The sequence below is a fragment of the Lawsonibacter sp. JLR.KK007 genome (assembly GCF_036941135.1).
Classification (GTDB): domain Bacteria; phylum Bacillota; class Clostridia; order Oscillospirales; family Oscillospiraceae; genus Lawsonibacter.
Genome location: NZ_JAYWSY010000002.1, coordinates 1596423 through 1613169 on the forward strand (window position 1 = coordinate 1596423; position 16747 = coordinate 1613169).

16 protein-coding genes and 1 other annotated feature are annotated in these 16747 nt (G+C 62.8%); of the genes, 3 read left to right on the top strand and 13 right to left on the bottom strand.

All coding sequences use genetic code 11. The features are described from left to right. Positions 1 to 9 precede the first annotated feature (9 nt). The 6 genes from VV088_RS17880 to VV088_RS17905 all read right to left on the bottom strand — a co-directional run bounded on the left by VV088_RS17880 (position 10) and on the right by VV088_RS17905 (position 7546). Positions 10 to 477, bottom strand: coding sequence for a hypothetical protein (locus VV088_RS17880; RefSeq protein ID WP_334602035.1), 468 nt, complete (start codon positions 475 to 477; stop codon positions 10 to 12). Beyond that, entirely contained in the window at positions 474 to 2540 is a 2067-nt protein-coding gene (recJ, locus tag VV088_RS17885) for a single-stranded-DNA-specific exonuclease RecJ (protein ID WP_334602036.1), read from the bottom strand. The genes VV088_RS17880 and recJ overlap by 4 nt, the downstream gene beginning before the upstream one ends. 236 nt (positions 2541 to 2776) lie before the next feature. Continuing rightward, positions 2777 to 3385, bottom strand: coding sequence for a signal peptidase I (gene lepB / locus VV088_RS17890; RefSeq protein WP_334602037.1), 609 nt, complete (start codon positions 3383 to 3385; stop codon positions 2777 to 2779). A gap of 70 nt (positions 3386 to 3455) precedes the next feature. Then, entirely contained in the window at positions 3456 to 5696 is a 2241-nt protein-coding gene (locus tag VV088_RS17895; RefSeq protein ID WP_334602038.1) for an ATP-binding protein, read from the bottom strand. After that, complete coding sequence (locus VV088_RS17900; protein WP_334602039.1) at positions 5693 to 6766, bottom strand: metallophosphoesterase family protein; 1074 nt, start codon at positions 6764 to 6766, stop codon at positions 5693 to 5695. Before VV088_RS17900 ends, VV088_RS17895 begins: the two co-directional genes overlap by 4 nt. 3 nt (positions 6767 to 6769) lie before the next feature. Then, on the bottom strand, positions 6770 to 7546 hold the full coding sequence (locus VV088_RS17905; protein WP_334602040.1) for a TIGR00282 family metallophosphoesterase: 777 nt from the start codon (positions 7544 to 7546) through the stop codon (positions 6770 to 6772). A 195-nt stretch (positions 7547 to 7741) separates the two neighbouring features. Here VV088_RS17905 and VV088_RS17910 point away from each other — a divergent pair, with 195 nt between their 5' ends. Beyond that, positions 7742 to 7960 carry a helix-turn-helix domain-containing protein gene (locus VV088_RS17910; protein ID WP_334602041.1) on the top strand — a complete coding sequence of 73 codons (219 nt, stop codon included), beginning with the start codon at positions 7742 to 7744 and terminating at the stop codon, positions 7958 to 7960. Between the two features lie 437 nt (positions 7961 to 8397). Here VV088_RS17910 and VV088_RS17915 read toward each other — a convergent pair whose 3' ends face one another. From VV088_RS17915 to VV088_RS17925, 3 genes are all read right to left on the bottom strand, one after another. Then, on the bottom strand, positions 8398 to 10548 hold the full coding sequence (locus VV088_RS17915; RefSeq protein ID WP_334602042.1) for a polyribonucleotide nucleotidyltransferase: 2151 nt from the start codon (positions 10546 to 10548) through the stop codon (positions 8398 to 8400). Between the two features lie 177 nt (positions 10549 to 10725). Beyond that, positions 10726 to 10992: a 30S ribosomal protein S15 gene (rpsO, locus tag VV088_RS17920; RefSeq protein ID WP_251317204.1), complete on the bottom strand. Its 267-nt coding sequence runs from the start codon at positions 10990 to 10992 to the stop codon at positions 10726 to 10728. A 183-nt stretch (positions 10993 to 11175) separates the two neighbouring features. Next, positions 11176 to 11322 carry a hypothetical protein gene (locus tag VV088_RS17925; RefSeq protein ID WP_334602043.1) on the bottom strand — a complete coding sequence of 49 codons (147 nt, stop codon included), beginning with the start codon at positions 11320 to 11322 and terminating at the stop codon, positions 11176 to 11178. 165 nt (positions 11323 to 11487) lie between these two features. On the opposite strand from VV088_RS17925, the gene VV088_RS17930 reads away from it, so the two are divergent. Both VV088_RS17930 and VV088_RS17935 read left to right on the top strand, forming a co-directional pair. Next, positions 11488 to 11637, top strand: a complete 150-nt coding sequence (locus tag VV088_RS17930) for a ribbon-helix-helix domain-containing protein (RefSeq protein ID WP_334602044.1) — start codon at positions 11488 to 11490, stop codon at positions 11635 to 11637. 51 nt (positions 11638 to 11688) lie between these two features. Then, a complete protein-coding gene (locus tag VV088_RS17935) occupies positions 11689 to 11844 on the top strand; it encodes a hypothetical protein (RefSeq protein WP_300692229.1) in 156 nt (51 codons plus the stop codon). Positions 11845 to 11878: 34 nt separating this feature from the next. Here the strand turns inward: VV088_RS17935 and ileS are convergent, their stop codons facing one another. Genes ileS through VV088_RS17950 form a run of 4 tightly spaced genes read right to left on the bottom strand, consistent with a single transcriptional unit; the run spans position 11879 to position 16384 of the window. Further along, positions 11879 to 14662, bottom strand: coding sequence for an isoleucine--tRNA ligase (ileS, locus tag VV088_RS17940; RefSeq protein ID WP_334602045.1), 2784 nt, complete (start codon positions 14660 to 14662; stop codon positions 11879 to 11881). 27 nt (positions 14663 to 14689) lie between these two features. Next, the gene (locus VV088_RS22890) at positions 14690 to 15133 is read right to left on the bottom strand and encodes a PF20097 family protein (RefSeq protein ID WP_442913172.1); all 444 of its coding nucleotides are present in this window, start codon (positions 15131 to 15133) and stop codon (positions 14690 to 14692) included. Then, a complete protein-coding gene (locus VV088_RS17945) occupies positions 15019 to 15774 on the bottom strand; it encodes a hypothetical protein (protein WP_334602046.1) in 756 nt (251 codons plus the stop codon). Before VV088_RS17945 ends, VV088_RS22890 begins: the two co-directional genes overlap by 115 nt. Positions 15775 to 15793: 19 nt before the next feature. Next, on the bottom strand, positions 15794 to 16384 hold the full coding sequence (locus VV088_RS17950) for a hypothetical protein (RefSeq protein ID WP_334602047.1): 591 nt from the start codon (positions 16382 to 16384) through the stop codon (positions 15794 to 15796). A gap of 59 nt (positions 16385 to 16443) precedes the next feature. Further along, positions 16444 to 16667 (bottom strand) — a binding site (T-box leader). Positions 16668 to 16747: the final 80 nt, after the last annotated feature.

Below are 16747 nucleotides of genomic sequence, written 5' to 3' on the forward strand. Positions count from 1 at the left end.
AGTTGAGATTTAAGAGAGGGGAGTCCAACGCCACCAGACAAAGTGCCCCCACTCCTGTGTCACCTGAAATAATCTGCCGCACCTGGCGCACTGCACCGGATAGTCTCCGGTGTAATGCTCGTTCACCGTACAGTCCAGGATGCGCACGCGGCCCCGTTCCGCCTCCTCCCGGGGGTCAAAGATGCAGTCGCCTTGGGGGAGGGGGTACAGGCAGCAGGGACAAGCCTCGCTGTCCCTGTGAAATTGAATCGTTTGCAGGGCCAAATCGACAAACCGCCGGTTGGGGGCCAATCCGCCTCCCAGTACAATATGCTCAGCTGCCTGCCTGATCTCTGCCAGGTGGGGTACAAGGGGAAGTATCCGCGTCCGCTCTTGGCCCAGATGGATGACCTCGCAGGAGGCATACCATATCCTCTGGGGGTCCTGAGACAGCAGGTCCTCCAAAATCATTTCCGCCGGCCGTGCTGATCGGTTCATAACTCCTCCAGTACCCTCCGCAGGCGCTTGATGATCTCTGAGGCCTCCAAATCCACCTTATGCTCCACCTGGCACAGGGTGATCTGGATGCGGTCCACCCGCCGGTTCATGTTAATGAGCCCCCGCTCCTCCAGCACCTCCAGACAGAGCATGGTGCGGGCGGGCACCTCCCGCTGGCGGGTGGCCCGGGCCACCGACCGGGCGATGCGGGCGGGGGTGTCCTCCACCACGGTGCAGGCGGTGGACTGCCGCTCCAGCCAGCGGTACAGGCCCACGAAGTCCCGGCGCTCTGGCAGCAGGAACCGGGCCTCCTCGCAGGTGAGGGGGTCGCCCCGGCTGTACTTGTCGTAGATGGCCTGCTCCAGCTGGGCCCGGGAAGGGGCCAGGCGCAGGTCCACCACCTGAAGCTGGACGGAACGGGCACCCCGGAAGTCATTGATCTGGGGATAGAAGACCACGTCTACCCGGCAGCCCGGGTACAGGCCAAGCTCACTCCCCTGGCTGGAGAAGTAGATGGCGTCCAGCGCGGCGCCCCGGCTCTCCAGCTTCAGCTTCAGGTGCCGGCCCCGGCCCACCTGGGACATGGTGTGTACCTGAGCCCCCTGGAGCAGAAAGACGGGCCGGGGATTGCCGGTGCCGCAGGGCTCCAGCCGGTCCAGGGACTCCACCGCCTCCACCGTCAGGTGCTGGGGAGCGACGGCCATATCCACCTCCAGGACGGAGGGCAGGGCCTGGCCCTGACAGCTGTCCGCAATGGCCCGGCGCAGGGCCAGGGCCAGGGCGGGGATGTTCTCCTCCCGGACGGTGAAGCCGGCGGCCAGGGCGTGCCCGCCGAAGTTTTCCAGCAGCCCGGAGCAGGAGGACAGCAGGGCAAACAGGTTGATGTCCCCCCAGGAGCGGCAGGAGCCCTTGCCAATGCCGCCGTCCAGGCAGATCATAAAGCAGGGGCGGGCGTACCGCTCCGCCAGGCGGGAGGCCACAATGCCCACCACCCCCTGGTGCCAGTGGTTCCCGGCCAGAACGATGGCGTCTTCCTGGGGATTTTCCTCCAGATAGTGGACGCACTGCTGAAAAATGTCCCCCTCAATGCCCTGGCGTTCCCGGTTCAGCTCGCACAGCTGGACCGCCAGCTCGTCCGCCCGGATGGGGTCCTGGGTGAGGAACAGCTCCACCGCCACCTCCGCCATGCCCATCCGCCCGGAGGCGTTGATGCGGGGGGCCAGGGTGTAGCCCACGGAGACGGAGGTCACCGGCTTGTCCTCCAGCCCGGCGCAGCGGATCAGGCTGGCAAAGCCTATCCGCTGGGGCGGGTCCAGCTGGGCCAGTCCCAGGCTGACGATGGCCCGGTTGGCCCCGGTCATAGGCATCACGTCGGCCACGGTGCCCACGGCGGCCAGATCGCAGAAGCGATGAAACACCTCCTGCGCCTCCTCCGGCCCGGCCACCGCCAGGGCCAGCATCAGCGCCACCCCCACTCCGGCAAGACCCTTGAAGGGGTAGGGGCAGCCGGGCTGGTGGGGGTCCACCACAGCGGCGGCGGGAGGGAGCTCCTCCTTGCAGGCGTGGTGGTCGGTGATGACCACGTCCATGCCCAGGCGGTTGGCCAGGGCGGTCTCCTCCACGGCGGTGATGCCGCAGTCCACGGTGATGATCAGCCCTACCCCCTGTCCGGCCAGGAGCTGGACCGCCTCTGGATTCAGGCCGTAGCCCTCCCCCAGGCGGCTGGGGATGTAGGGGACGATCCGCCCGCCCCGGGCGGTGAGGAACTGGGTGAGCAGGCAGGTGGCGGTGATGCCGTCCACGTCGTAGTCGCCGTAGACGGCGATGAGCTCCCCCCGCTCCAGGGCAAGCCGCACCCGCTGGGCGGCCCGGTCCATGTCCTTCAGCAGGGAGGGATCGGGGATGGGCTCGCTGCCAGGGGAGAGCAGCCGCCGGGCCTCCTCCGGGCGGACAATCCCCCGGGCGGCCAGCAGTCCGGCCAGCAGAGGGGGCAGACCGGCCTCCTCCAGCTCCTGCTGTCCCGCCGGGCAGGGCAGGGCCACCTGCCACTGTTTGTATTTCACTGGTGGTCACCTCCCCAACCCGGCCTGCACACCTGCAGAGCATATTATCACATGTTAACTTATCTATTATATCAGAGAATGGGCCCGCTTTCAAGATAAAATCCCAAAAGTCCCAGTTTACGTCTGCCGCCGGGCAAAGGAGCTTGGGGCGGACCGCAGAGAATAAAAACCGCACCCCGTCTGCCGGACAGGACGCCATGCCTGTCTGACAAACGGGGTGCGGCTTTGCCCAGCGCTTATACCGCGCCGAAGCGTTCCATGGGCCACAGGGCCAGTACGGCCTTGCCCAGAATGTAGTCGGTATCGATGGGCCCAAGCTGCAGGTCCCGGCTGTCGGTGGAGTTGTTGCGGTTGTCCCCCATGACGAAGATGGAACCCTCAGGGACCACCCAGTGGGTCCCCTGCATGGTGGGGGAAAAAGGCAGATACATCTCCTCCGGGAGGTAGGGCTCGTCCAAGGGCTGGCCGTCCACAAAGACGGTGCCGGCGGCGTAGTCGATGTCCACCGTCTGCCCGCCGGTGGCGATGACCCGCTTGACGATGGCTCGGGGCTCCAGCCAGCCGGAGAGGACCACAGGGGTTTTGTTCAGCACCACGATGTCCCCCTGCTGGGGGGTGTAGCCCAGGGACCAGATGAGCATGATCTCCCCGTGCTGGAGGGTGTTGTCCATAGAGGCGCCGTCCACCCGGGTGAGCCGGGCCACGCAGTTGAACAGCACCACCGCGGCCACCACACAGCCCAAAAACAGCTGCAGCCACTCATACAGCTCCGCGCCTGGACGGCGGGGCTCTTCCTGCTCCTCGTGTTCCTCCCCGTCCTGGGGGAGCGCGTTATACTCATCCATTGGGACACCTCGTTTCATTGGGTCGTGGTTGGTATTATAACCGGTTTCGGGAAAAAATGCAACCGCTCTCTTACAGGGTGAGCTTGGTCACGCCGGGGGTGCCGGCCAGCACCTCCCCCTCCCGCTTCTGGCAGGTGAACAGGAGCAGCTGCTGCTCCCCGGACAGCTCCCACAGCAGCTCCAGGGCCGCCTCCAGGCGGGAGTCGTCGAAGGAGGCCAGGGCGTCGTCCAGCAGGATGGGCGGCTTTTCCGGCAGGCACAGCTGGCACACCGCCAGACGCAGGGCCAGATAGAGCTGGTCCGCCGTCCCCCTGGACAGGTACAGGGCGGCGCGGGGCAGGACCCCGTCCGCCGTCCGGACAAAGCCCTCCAGCTCCCGTGTCAGGGTGACCGCCGGGTATTTTTCCTGGGTGAGCCGGGCCATGTACTGTCCGGTGAGCCGGTTCAGCTCCGGGGAGAACCGCTCCTGGAGCTGGGCGTTGGCCTGGGTGAGGGCGTCCATGGCGGCGGTGAGAGCGTCGCACTCCAGCCTGCGGCGGGCCAGCTTCTCCTCCAGCCGCTCCGCCTGGGCGGACAGGGCGGCGGGGTCGCCCATGGCCTGGAGGGTCCCCCGGACCTGATTCAGCTGGGCGGTGATCTGCTCCAGCTGCTCTCCGGTCCGGGCCAAAGCCCGCTCGGTCTCCTCCAGCCCCGCAGTTGGAACGGGCAGCGGGAGGGTGGCCTCCTCCCCCGGTTTGGCCCCCTGGGCAGCCAGATCGTCCAGCCTGCGGCGGCGCTCCTCCGCCCGCTCACGGGCCAGGGCCAGGTCGTGGTCGATGCTCAGCGCACGGGACAGGGCCGCCGAGCAGCCGAACATGTCCTTGACCTCCGGGGCGAAGGGATGGACAAAGTCCAGCAGCCCGGCCCTGGCGGCCTCCCGCTTGGCCTCCCGCTGGGTGACGGCGTTCTGGATGACCTCCACCTCGTGAGCAGCCTTGTCCGCCGCCTGACACCGCTCCCGATAGCCCTGGGCCAGGGCGGTGAGCTCCTCCGGAGTCTGGACGCCATAGCGGTTCAAAATTTCCTCCGCCTGTTTTTTTGCGGTTTTCCCGCGAAAGAGCGCCCAAAGAGACACGGAAACCAGCAGGATATAAAAGCCTCCGCCCAGTCCGATGAAGAGGGGTCCCATCTGGGAGATTCCCAAAAATACCAGCGCGGTAAACCCTAACACTCCTAAAAAGTGAAGGAAAAGGTGCCATTTTTTCAGCCTTTTGCTGTTCTCGGAGGCGATTTGATGTCCGGCGCAGTCGGCGGCGGCTTTGGCTGCGGCCTCCTCCCCGGTCATATTGGGGAAACGTTCGTCCCTGACCGCCTCTTTGGCCTGGGCGGCGGTTTCCTTCCGCTCCTCCAGGGCGGCGGAGCCCTGCTTGATCTCCTCCTCCAGTACCTTCAGATACTGCAGCTCCCCCTGGGCCTGCTTCAGGGCCTCCCGGTCGGGGACGGGATGGGCGGCCCGCTCCGCCTCCAGCTGGTCCAGCTGCCTCCGGGCGGACTGGAACTCTTCCTCCGCCTGGGCGTAGCGGTCGGACAGCTTCTGCCGGGCGATGGCCCGGTGGGCCTCCAACTGCCGGGACAGCTCCTCCTGATCCCGGACCAGAGCAGCCCGCTCCCCCTCCAGCTGGGCGGTCTGGGCGGCGACCGCCCCCAGCTGGTCCAGGGACTCCCGGATCTGGGCCAGCTCCCCCTCCAGCTTGGGAATCTCCCCCACGCTCTTGTTGACCTGCCGCCGGTTTTTCCAGCTCTTCAGCCGGTCCATGGCCTGGGAGAAGGACACGTCCTCCTCCCCCGAGGTGACCAGGGCGGCGATGCGCCGCTCCAGCTCCGGGGCGGTGGTGAGGGACAGGTTCCCGTCCCCCAGGAAGGCGGAGCGGGAAAAGACCTCCGCCCCCACGCCAGTGAGCAGCTCGCCGCAGTTGGAGGCGGTGAGGCCGGGCACCGGCTCCTGGGTGCCGGTGTAGACGGCGGAGAAGGCGCCGAAGGGGGTGTTCCCCCGCGGACCCCGGCGGATGGTGATGTCCCGGCCCTCATACTCCAGGGTGATCTCCCCCTCCAAGGGGGCGCCCGACCAGGGCTGGTAGTGGTTTTTGTCGGCCAGATAGCCCTTTTTGTCCCGGCCCCTGGTGTCGATGCCATAGAGCATGGTCCGCCAGAAGGCGGCCCAGGTGGACTTGCCCCCCTCGTTGGGGGCGTGAATCAAGGTCAGGCCCGGCCCCGGCTCCAGCCGGGCGTGGTCCAGCTTGCCGAAGGTGGCGGTCATGGACTTGATCCTCATACCTCCTCGCCTCCCTCCAGGGCGGCCAGCCCGTACCGGGCGGCCAGCTGCCACAAGGGATTGTCCGGCTCCCCCTGGCACTTGTCCCACATGGTCCGCAGGAACAGCCCCGTGAGGGCGTCCTCCTCCCGCCGGGCCCACAGGTCCTGGGGCAGACGGGTGCGGTCGATCAGGGTCAGTCCGTAGAACTCCGGGGCCAGCGTTTGCTGCAGATTGGCCAGATTGGGGGCGTCCCCCTCTCCGGTGAGGATCAGGCGGCAGATCAGATCGCTGGTTTTGCCGGGCAGAGCCTCCAGGATGTTGAACAGCGCCCCATCCGGTCCGGTGATATCCGCCGTAATGATCTCATAGCGGACCTTGGCCAGAGGGACGAATTGGGCGGTCACACGGCCCGGCTCCGCCTCCACATAGAGGACCCCCTTCTCCCCCGTCTCATCGAAGCCCCGTCCCTCGGGACAGCCGGGGTAGGCCCACCAGGTTCCGCCCTCCCGCTGCAGGCCGCTGCCCTGGTGGACGTGGCCCAGGGCCAGATAGTCCAGCCCGCTGGCGGCGATCTCTCCGGGTGTGATAGGGCCGTAGTCGTTCCCGGTCCCCACGCAGCCATGGACACAGGCGATGTGGAGCCTCCCGTCGCCGGGGACGGCCAGCCCCTCCAGGGGGCAGGCCGTCTGGTGGGCGTCGGAAAAGGCCCGTCCCCACAGGGTACAGCCGGGCAGCTCCACCGCTTCCAGGGCGTCGGAGGTGAAAATATGTACGTTCTCCGGCCAGTCCAGGGAGGTCCAGACCGAGCGGGGGCTGTAGAAGTCGTGATTGCCTGGGGCGATGAACACCGGGCAGGGGATGGCCGCCAGGGCGGCGCGCAGGGCCTGGGCGGTCTCCCGGAACACCCGCTCCGAGTCCAGCAGGTCCCCGGCCAGCAGCACCAGATCGGCCTGCTTCTCCCGGGCCAGCCCGGCCAGACGGTCCAGAAGCTCCCGCTGTTCTCCCCGCCGCTGGGCGGCCCGCTCCGGGCTTAACCCGGCGAAGGGGCTGTCCAGGTGGAAGTCAGCTCCGTGAATGATTTTCAGCATGGCTTACTCCTCAATGTCCGTCCGGCGGACGGACCGGCATGTTTTGGTTTCGGTGTCGATGGTGAACAGGCAGGCGTTGAGCTTGCAGTTGCCCTCCGCCTCCTCATACCGGCGGGGCAGCCCGCCCAGGAACAGGTTCAGAGAATTTTCCACCTTGATGCCCAGTACCGAATTGATGGGCCCGGTCATGCCCAGGTCGGAGACAAAGCCGGTGCCCTTGGGGAGCACCCGGCAGTCCGCCGTGGGGACGTGGGTATGGGTCCCCCAAACCGCCGCCGCACGGCCGTCCAGGTGCCAGCCCATGGCCCCCTTCTCGCTGGTGGCTTCGGCGTGGAAGTCCACCAGGAGCAGGTCGTATTCCCCCCGGTTGGCGTAGAAATTGGCGGCCTTGAAGGGGCTGTCCAGGTTGGAGTTCAGGTCCACCCGGCCCATGATGTTCAGCACCCCCAGGCGCAGTCCCTGGCAGGGGTAGACCCCGAAGCCCCGGCCGGGGACCCGTCCAGCATAGTTGGCGGGGCGGAGGATACGCTCTTCCTTGTCCAGGAAGGCCCCGATCTGGATGCGGTTCCAGGTGTGGTTGCCCAGGGTGATGACGTCCGCCCCGGCCTCCAGCATCCGCCGGGCCTGGGCGGGAGTGATGCCCACCCCGGAGGCGTTTTCCCCGTTGACCACACAGAAATGCACCGCCGTCTCCTCCCGCAGTCCGGGCAGACGGCGGGACAGGATGTCCTGCCCTCCTTCCCCCACTACGTCACCGACCGCTAATACATTCAGCAGCATAGAATATCCTCCTTGCTGACCGTTGTTTTGTTTCCTGACTATTATAGTGCATTCCAATGAAAATCGCAACTGTTTCTGAAGTGTTTGAATTTCTTAGTTCATTTAGAACCCATGGGGTCTAAAATCAACACATTTCAAAAACTGGTGGTAAGATACAAAGGCAGGTAAAACAAATTACTTGTGAGGGGTGCAGATATGGAAATTACAAAATATATAGAAACCTTTTGCAACAATATTCACAGGCTGCGAGAAAGAGCAGGAATGTCTCTTGACGAACTGGCCGAACGTAGCGGCATTCCGCTGAACATGCTGGAGCAGTTGGAGCAAAACATTTTGCCGGAAGAAATGATGGTAGATGACGCCTGTGCACTGGCAAGAGTGCTTCAGTGTGAACTATATGAGTTGCTGAAATGAATAAGCTGCTGCCGCACTTGACAAGGCGGCGGAAAATGGTATAATAAAAACAGAAAGGGCGCTGTACACGACGGTTAGCCCAGGATAAAAGCTAACAAACCGTTAGCCGCTCGGGGCCAATCCGGGCGGCTAACAAGCTTTTGGGGCAGTGAGGAGCATTACCAAAACGGTAACGACTACACACACCACGAAACGCAGGACGTTCGTCCAGCGACCGTTTCCCATCTGCACCACCTCCCCCTTGTTGGATTTCGCTTCGGGGTAATAACGGTGGGCCAACCGCCAATATGTAACAGCGCCTTCTTTCTGTCCCCTCCGGCGGAGGGGCAGTTCAATCATACCATGCCAAGTCGTATATTGTCAAATTCTGCCGCCTTTTGGGCGGCTTTTTTGCGCAAAAAAGCGGGACGGCTGCAGCCGTCCCGCCTGGATGCAATTTACTTGATGGGCTCGCCGGCCTCTTTCTTGGCCTTAATCTCCCGCAGGGCGTCCCGGTAGGAGAGGTTGACCCGGCCCTTGGCGTCGATCTCGATGACCTTGACCCAAATCATGTCGCCGATGTTGACCACGTCCTCCACCTTCTCCACCCGGCGCTCGGACAGGTAGCGGATGTGGACCATGCCGTCCTTGCCGGGGGCCAGCTCCACAAAGGCGCCGATGGGGATGATGCGCACCACTTTTCCGTAGTACAGCTCGCCCACCTGGGGAACGAAGACGATGGCGTCGATCATCTTCTTGGCGGCGTCGCAGGAGGCGGCGTTGGGGGAGGCGATGTGGATGGTGCCGTCGTCCTCAATGTCGATCTGAGCGCCCGACTCGGCGGTGATCTTCTGGATGACGGAGCCGCCCTTGCCGATGACCTCCCGGATCTTGTCGGGGTCGATCTTCATGGTGACCATCTTGGGAGCCCACTTGCACACCTCGGGGCGGGGGGCGGAGATGCAGGGCAGCATCACCTCGTCCAGGATGGCGAACCGGGCGTCCCGGGTGATGTCCAGGGCCTCCTTGATGATCTCGTGGGTGAGGCCGTCGTTCTTCAGGTCCATCTGGATGGCGGTGATGCCGGCTTTGGTGCCCGCCACCTTGAAGTCCATCTCGCCGTGGAAGTCCTCCACGCCCTGGATGTCGATGAAGGTGGTGAAGCCGCCGTTGTCGTCCTGGATCAGGCCGCAGGAGATGCCGGCCACCGGGGCCTTGATGGGCACGCCGGCGTCCATCAGGGCCAGAGTGGAGCCGCAGATGGAACCCTGGGAGGTGGAACCGTTGGAGGACAGCACCTCAGAGACCACACGGATGGCGTAGGGGAACTCATCCTCGCTGGGCAGCACGGGGGCCAGAGCCCGCTCGGCCAGGAAGCCGTGGCCGTACTCCCGGCGGTTGGTGGACCGGGGAGCCCGGGCCTCGCCCACGGAGTAGGGGGGGAAGTTGTAGTGGTGCATATACCGCTTCTCGGTCTCCTCCCAGATGGTGTCCAGCTTCTGGGAGGCGGCCAGAGTGTTCAGGGTGCACACGGACAGCACCTGAGTCTGCCCCCGGGTGAACAGGCCGGAGCCGTGAACCCGGGGCAGCACGCCCACCTCGGCGGCCAGGGGACGGATCTCGTTCTGAGCCCGGCCGTCCACCCGGTGGCCCTCCAGCAGCCAGGCCTTCACGATCTTTTTCTGGAACTTATAGGTGAACTCCTCCAGGTACTGGTCCATGTCGGGGTACTGCTCCAGATATTTCTCGTGCCAGTGCTCGATCATCTCGTTCCAGCGCTTCTCCCGGACGGTCTTGTCATCGGTGTCCATGGCGGCCTTGGCCTCGTCCATGAAGTTGGCCACAATATCGTCGAAGAGCTCCTGGTTGAACTGGGCATGGTCGTACTCCATCTTGGGCTTGCCGATCTCCCGGACGATCTGGTCGATGAAGTCGATCTGCTTGCGGATCTCCTCGTGGGCCTTGACGATACCGGCGTACATAATCTCGTCGGGGATCTCGTCGGCCCCGGCCTCGATCATGACTACCTTCTCCCGAGTAGCGGCCACGGTCACGTCCATCCGGCTGGTCTTGCGCTGCTCCTGGGTGGGGTTGAGGACGATCTGGCCGTCGCAGAAGCCCACCTCCAGGCAGCCGATGGGGCCGGCAAAGGGGATCTCGGAGTAGCTTACGCAGGCGGAGGCGCCGATCATGGCGGCCACCTCGGGGGAGCAGTCGTAGTCCACGCTCATGACGGTGCACTGGATGCACACGTCGTTGCGGAAGTCGTAGGGGAACAGGGGGCGCATGGGCCGGTCGATGAGGCGGCTGGCCAGCACGGCGGGCAGGGAGGGCCGGCCCTCTCTGCGCATGAAGGAGCCGGGGATGCGGCCCACGGCGTACAGCTTCTCCTCAAACTCCACGGACAGGGGGAAGAAGTCGATGCCGTCCCGGGGGCGGGGAGAGACGGTGACCGCCACCATGACGGTGGTCTCGCCGTACTTCACCAGGGCGGAGGCGGAGGCCAGCTCGGCCACCTTGCCCACCTCGATGGTGAGGGGACGGCCGCACAGGTCCATGGTCCAGGTCTTGAATTTGTCGAACTGCTTGCGCTTGATAATGGTTGACATGGTTGACACTCCTTTTCTTGTCGTGTCCCGGCGCCTTAACTGCTCTTTAGCACTTGAATACAGGCTTGAAAGAGCTTCCAAACCCAGATTCAACTGCTAAAAAAGCGGAAAAAACGGCGGGGTCTATATGCGAACATAGGGCGGAGCGCAAAAACGCCCGCCCTACAATTCACGATGTTACTTCCGGATGCCCAGCTTGGCGATGATGGCGCGGTAACGCTCGATGTCCTTGGCCATCAGGTAGTCCAGCAGCTTGCGGCGCTTGCCGATCATCTTGTACAGGCCGCGGCGGCTGTGGTTGTCGTGGATATGCACCTTCAGGTGCTGGGTCAGCTCGTTGATGCGGGCGGTGAGGATGGCGATCTGCACCTCGGGGGAGCCGGTGTCGGTCTCGTGGGTGCGGTTGGCCTCGATCACGGCCGTCTTTTCGTCCTTGCGGATCATGAGGGGTTCCACCTTTCAAAATGTTCTCTCCAAAGGCCGGGTATCGGGCGGGGGTGTCCCCGCGCACCCGCGCGGGCCGTATCCCGAAACCAAGCGATGGATGGCGCATATTTCATGCCCGGATAATATATCATAGTTCTTTTCGGATGTAAAGGGAAAAATCCGCCTTTCAGGGAAAAATTTTTATTCGTCCCCCATCTCCAACTGGAGCTCCTCCAGCTCTTTCATGGCCTGCTCCGCCATAGTGCATAGTTCGTCCAGCCTTGCAAAGGCTTTGCAGTAAAGCGTGTTGTACTGCTGTGCAGTTAGTGCGTTTTTATTGATCTTCATGTATACGACCTCCTTTCCTTCATTTTTGCATAAGCGGAACAATTAAAATGTCGAAAACGGTCGATTTTTGAGACAGTCATTGACACGCATTGATATGCAATGTTTTACACCCGAAATGTCGAATTTTGTTGTACAATGGTAGACGATAAGCAAGGGGGCGCTCGCATGGCAAAAACGGAAACACAAATTGCCGTCCGTGTAACCAACAGCTTCAAAGAACGTTTGGAAGCGCAGGCGCAAAAGGAGCGCCGCAGCGTCGCCAGCATGGTCCGCATCGTGATGGAGGATTACCTTGCGGAGAAAGAGACGGAATGATTGGACAAACGGGCTTTCAGGCGGTATAATGGGCCTGAAGGAGTGATCGTCATGCCGAAAATCGACGCCCAGCTGGGTATTCGGGTGACCAAAGACCTGAAGGCCCGCCTGACCGCCCAGGCCAAGAGCGAGATGAGGAGCGTTTCCGCCCTGGTGGTCCAGGTGATGGAGGAATATCTGGCGTCCAAAGGAAACGGGAAGACGTAGAAAATCCGGCCCGAACAGGCCGGATTTTCCATGGTCAGATTTCGATTGCGGGGACAACGCTGGCGCACCGGGGGCAGAGGGCGGGGTGCTTGGCGTCGGAGCCCACGGTGGGCAGGACCTTCCAGCACCGCTCGCACTTCTGGCCCTGGGCGGGGAGAACGTCAAAGGACAGTGTCTGTCCGCCCATGAGGCCATCCTGGCTCAGGGCGGTCTCCGCCTGGGAGACGATGAGCAGATCGGCCAGCTCCTCCTTGTCCATGCCGTCTACCCAGGCGAAGTCCTTGGGCAGGGTGAGGGTGACGGCGGCCTCCAGGCTCTTGCCAATCTTCTTTTGGCTGCGGAGCCCCTCCATGATCGAGTTGACATTGTCACGCAGGTAGATCAGCTGCTCCCAGCGCTCCATAGCGGCCTGATCCAGGGCGTAGAAGGGGAAGGGGCTGTTCATCTCGTTGAGCAGGACGTTGCGTCCGTCATCGCCGGTGCGGTGAGGCATGGCCAGCCAGATTTCGTCGCAGGTGAAGGCCAGAATGGGGGCGAACAGCTTGGTGATGGTGTCCAGAATGAGCCACAGGGCGGTCTGGGCGGAACGGCGGAGCAGGCCGTCCTTCTCCTCACAGTACAGCCGGTCCTTGATGATGTCCAGATAGAAGCTGGACAGCTCCACCACGCAGAAGTCGTTGATGGCGTGGGAGACCACGTGGAACTCGTAGTTGTCATAAGCGGCAAAGCACTTCTCGATCAGGCCGTTCAGCTTGGTGATGGCCCAACGGTCCAGTTCCGTCATCTCCTGAGGGGTGACCAGGTTGTTGGGGTCGAAGCCATCCAGGTTGCCCAGGCAGTACCGGGCGGTGTTGCGGAACTTCAGGTAGTTCTGGGAGAGTTGCTTGAAGATCACCTCGGAGCCGCACACGTCCACATGGTAGTTGGCGGAGCCGGCCCACAGGCGGATCAGGTCCGCGCCGTACTTATTAAAAATGTCGGCGGGGTCCACGCCGTTGCCCAGGGACTTGTGCATGGCCCGGCCCTGGGTGTCCACGGTCCAGCCGTGGGTGACGCACTCCTTGAAGGGCGCGCCCTTGCCCAGCGCGCCCACGGCGGTGAGCAGGGAGGACTGGAACCAGCCCCGATACTGGTCCAGGCCCTCCATATAGACGGTGGCGGGCCAGAAGCCCTGGTCCTTCTGCATGGAGGCGAAGTGGGTGGAGCCAGAGTCAAACCAGCCGTCCAGGGTGTCCTCCTCCTTGGTGAAGCCGGACTTGCTCCCGCAGTGGGGGCAGGCGAAATCCTTGGGGAGGATGTCCGCCGCCTCGGTCTCATACCATGCGTTGGAGCCCTTCTCGCCAAAGAGCTTGGACACGGCGGCGATGGTCTCATCGGTGCAGATGGGCTTGCCGCAGCCGGCGCAGTAGAACACTGGGATGGGCAGGCCCCACCGGCGCTGGCGGCTGATGCACCAGTCGGCCCGCTCTTGGATCATGGACTTCATCCGGTCGATGCCCCAGCCGGGCAGCCAGCGCACGTCGTCACAGGCGGCCACGGCCGCGTCCTTAAAGGACTCCACCGAGCAGAACCACTGGGGGGTGGCCCGGAAGATGATGGGGTTCTTGCACCGCCAGCAGTGGGGGTAGGAGTGGACAATGTCCTCGCTGGCGAACAGCGCCCCGCTCTCCTTCATGTCGGCCAGGATGACGGGGTTGGACTCGTCGGTCTTCATGCCGGCGTACTTGCCGGCGTAGTCGGTGTGGCGGCCCCGGTCGTCCACGGGCACCACCATCTCGATCTTATACCGCTTGCAGGTCTCGTAGTCGTCCGCGCCGAAGCCGGGGGCGGTGTGGACGCAGCCGGTGCCGCTGTCCATGGTGACGTACTCGGCGGTCACAAGACGGCTGGTCTTGTCCAGGAAGGGGTGGTTGGCCTCCATGTTCTCAAAGAAGCTGCCGGGGTGGGTCTCCAGAATCTTATAGTTCTCCACGCCGCCCACCTTCATGACCTTCTCCACCAGGGCCTCAGCCAGGATATACTGTTCTCCGTTGTCCGCCTGGACGATGGCGTAGCTCTCCCTGGGGTGGAGGGCGATGGCCAGGTTGCCCGGCAGGGTCCAGATGGTGGTGGTCCAGATCAGGAAAAAGAGGTTTGCGGGGGCCAGGTGGGTCAGCTTGGCGTTGTCCATCAACATGGGGAACTTCACATAGACGGTGGTGCAGGGGTCGTCCTGGTACTCGATCTCCGCCTCGGCCAGGGCGGTCTCGTCGTGGGGGCACCAATACACCGGCTTGAGGCCCTTGTAGATATAGCCGTTTTTGTACATGGCCCCGAAAATTTTCACTTCCTCCGCCTCAAAGGAGGGGGACATGGTGAGGTAGGGGTTCTCCCAGTCGCCGATGACGCCCATCCGCTTGAAGCCCTCCCGCTGCACGTCCACATAGTGCTGGGCGAACTCATGGCAGGCGGTGCGGAACTCGGGGACGGACATGGCTTTGCGGTTAAGCTTGTTCTGTTTGATGATGGCGGACTCAATGGGCATGCCGTGGTTGTCCCAGCCGGGGATATAGGGGGTGAGGTAGCCCCGCATGGCGGCGGCGCGGGTCATGAAGTCCTTGATGGACTTGTTCAGGGCGTGGCCCATGTGCAGCGCGCCGTTGGAGAAGGGAGGGCCGTCGTGGAGGCTGTAAAGGGGTTTTCCCTCATTCTTTTTCAGCAGCTCGTGGTAGAGGTCCATGTCCTCCCAGCGTTTCAGCATGTCGGGCTCCCGCTTGGGCAGGCCGCCCCGCATGGGGAAGTCGGTCTTGGGCAGATTGATGGTCTTGTTGTAGTCCATTTTGTGTTCCTCCTTTATAGTAAGTGGTCATTCTTTGGTTTCAAAGGAAAATAGTATGGCGCCACAGCTCCGGCAAATCGTACCGGAGTACTGGGGAAGCGCGGAGAGGGCTTGGGGCGAAAAAGCGGACTTGGTGTGGTCTCCGACGGGACGCAGACGCACGGCATCCTTTGGCCGTTGGAAATGTTTCAATTTCTCCTGTTCGGATGTCCACCACAAGTAGCTGCGTGGGGAATACACGGCTCCCGGCTCCATTTCCTTGCCACAGTTTGGACAGTTCATCTCAGGATCCCTCCTTACACATAGTGCTCCGCATGCCAGTTGTCTACAATTTTGATGTCCATAAGCGTTCCCGCTCAGTCCACCAGCACCACCCGGTCCCGGGCGGGGAAGTGGATGTGCAGGCCCAGCTTCCACAGATCGAAGTACCCCCGGAAGGGGTTTTCCCGCTGGGTGTCGAGCATGGGCCATTGGAGGTAATAGGACAGATCATAGTCGCAGCTGATGTGGTACAGAGCTTCGGACAGCAGCCCGATATCCTCGCATCCCTTCCGGTATTGCAGGTCCTCCTGATACCACTCGGTCAGGTCGTCCAGGTCCACCGTCTGAATGCCCTCTCCCGTGATCCACACCTGACGGACCTGCTCCTCAAAGTCCCGGCCCTCCTGGCCGGAGAGGAACTGGATTTCAGCGTCCTCGTCCAGAGGCGGGTCCTCGTCAAATTCCTCCACATAGATGCGGTTGATGGCCTTGACATAGGTCCGGGCGGCGTCGATGGCGGCCGGTTTGTTTTCCTCCGAGAACCGGGCGAAGAAGTAGGCGGCAAAAGCGGTCTGGCCGGTGGGGGTGGTGCTGGTTGCCGTGTCCCGGCTGGCCGCGTCAATCTCCAAAAGCCCCTGGAGCATATCCAGTCCTGGCTGGCCGTAGAGACTCAAAATGGGCCGCAGGCGCTCCAGATTGCCGCCCCGCAGGTCCTGGATCAGGAAGGGCGGCACCGCCTCCATCTCCAAATCGTACTCGTGCTCCTCAAAAATTTCCTTCAGCACCGGGTCCTGCTGGATGATTTCCGTCCAGCCGTCGGGCAGGTATTCCCGGCATTCCTCCAGCGTCATAAAAACAACCTCCTTCGGGTTAAAAGTAATAGTCCCGCCGCCAGCGGTCCCCATGCAGACTGTCGCAGGACGCCTCGTCAATGTGCCACTCCTCCGCCTGGCGTTTGAGGACAAAGCGGTATTTTTGAAAATAGCCATAGTATTGGGCGCTGTGCCCGCCGCGTTTCGCATCCTCCACCAGATAGCGCACATCCGGGTCGGACAGGTCAAAGGGCACGCTGTCCTCGTCGGGGACCAGCTGCGCCACAGCCTTTCCGGCGCTTTTCATGGTGACAGACAGCGTGCAGCCAGTATTCACGCAGCTGAATGAGGAGGGAAAGTGATCCGCGTGGAGACAGTCCCGCCGCTGGGCAATCAGTTTTTGGGTGCAGTGTGGGTCCAGCAGGGCGGCGAAGCGGAGCTTCATCTCCTCTTTCCAGTCTTGGATGTCGGTAAATTCCCTGCGCACACCGTCCTTAAACTCGATCACCCGCCCCTTTTTGCACAGGCGGGTGTACTGTGCAAAACTCTTATTCTCCATGGCCGCCAGTTCCCGCAGCAGGGACGTCAGCGCCTGGGCGGCCTCCTCGGCCGCAGGGTGGAATTTCTCAGGGGTGTCAACAACTTGCATAGCGACCGAATTCATTTTTGACCGCTCCCTTCTCAAAAATAAAAACGCCTCTGTCCCTGTAAAGAGACAAAGGCGCAAACCTCTGCGGTACCACTCTTTTTGCCGGGGCGCAAAGGCCCGGCCGCTCAAGTCTGCCCGGTAACGGGGGCGTCCGGAGGGGCCTACTGTGGTTCAGCCCTCCGCTCCAAGGTGATGTTCGCCGCTCCCTCCCGTCCGCCTTTCACCAAACGGCGGCTCTCTTTGCGTCTCGGAGGCGGGGACTTGTCCTTTTCCAAGCGTTTTGTGTATTCAGGACACTATCTTATCCGGTTTTTCAAGGGTTGTCAAGGGGGAAGCTGCACTTTTTCCACCATCCCACCTTGT

Excerpts from the sequence above, each read along its gene's own strand:
- VV088_RS17900 (WP_334602039.1), bottom strand. The coding sequence starts at position 6,766 with ATGCTGAAAATCATTCACGGAGCTGACTTCCACCTGGACAGCCCCTTC.
- ileS (WP_334602045.1), bottom strand. The coding sequence starts at position 14,662 with ATGGACTACAACAAGACCATCAATCTGCCCAAGACCGACTTCCCCATG.
- VV088_RS17925 (WP_334602043.1), bottom strand. The coding sequence starts at position 11,322 with ATGAAGATCAATAAAAACGCACTAACTGCACAGCAGTACAACACGCTT.
- VV088_RS17880 (WP_334602035.1), bottom strand. The coding sequence starts at position 477 with ATGAACCGATCAGCACGGCCGGCGGAAATGATTTTGGAGGACCTGCTG.
- VV088_RS17930 (WP_334602044.1), top strand. The coding sequence starts at position 11,488 with ATGGCAAAAACGGAAACACAAATTGCCGTCCGTGTAACCAACAGCTTC.
- VV088_RS17915 (WP_334602042.1), bottom strand. The coding sequence starts at position 10,548 with ATGTCAACCATTATCAAGCGCAAGCAGTTCGACAAATTCAAGACCTGG.
- VV088_RS17895 (WP_334602038.1), bottom strand. The coding sequence starts at position 5,696 with ATGAGGATCAAGTCCATGACCGCCACCTTCGGCAAGCTGGACCACGCC.
- rpsO (WP_251317204.1), bottom strand. The coding sequence starts at position 10,992 with ATGATCCGCAAGGACGAAAAGACGGCCGTGATCGAGGCCAACCGCACC.
- VV088_RS17935 (WP_300692229.1), top strand. The coding sequence starts at position 11,689 with ATGCCGAAAATCGACGCCCAGCTGGGTATTCGGGTGACCAAAGACCTG.
- lepB (WP_334602037.1), bottom strand. The coding sequence starts at position 3,385 with ATGGATGAGTATAACGCGCTCCCCCAGGACGGGGAGGAACACGAGGAG.
- VV088_RS17945 (WP_334602046.1), bottom strand. The coding sequence starts at position 15,774 with ATGACGCTGGAGGAATGCCGGGAATACCTGCCCGACGGCTGGACGGAA.
- VV088_RS17905 (WP_334602040.1), bottom strand. The coding sequence starts at position 7,546 with ATGCTGCTGAATGTATTAGCGGTCGGTGACGTAGTGGGGGAAGGAGGG.
- VV088_RS22890 (WP_442913172.1), bottom strand. The coding sequence starts at position 15,133 with ATGGCCCATGCTCGACACCCAGCGGGAAAACCCCTTCCGGGGGTACTT.
- VV088_RS17950 (WP_334602047.1), bottom strand. The coding sequence starts at position 16,384 with ATGCAAGTTGTTGACACCCCTGAGAAATTCCACCCTGCGGCCGAGGAG.
- VV088_RS17910 (WP_334602041.1), top strand. The coding sequence starts at position 7,742 with ATGGAAATTACAAAATATATAGAAACCTTTTGCAACAATATTCACAGG.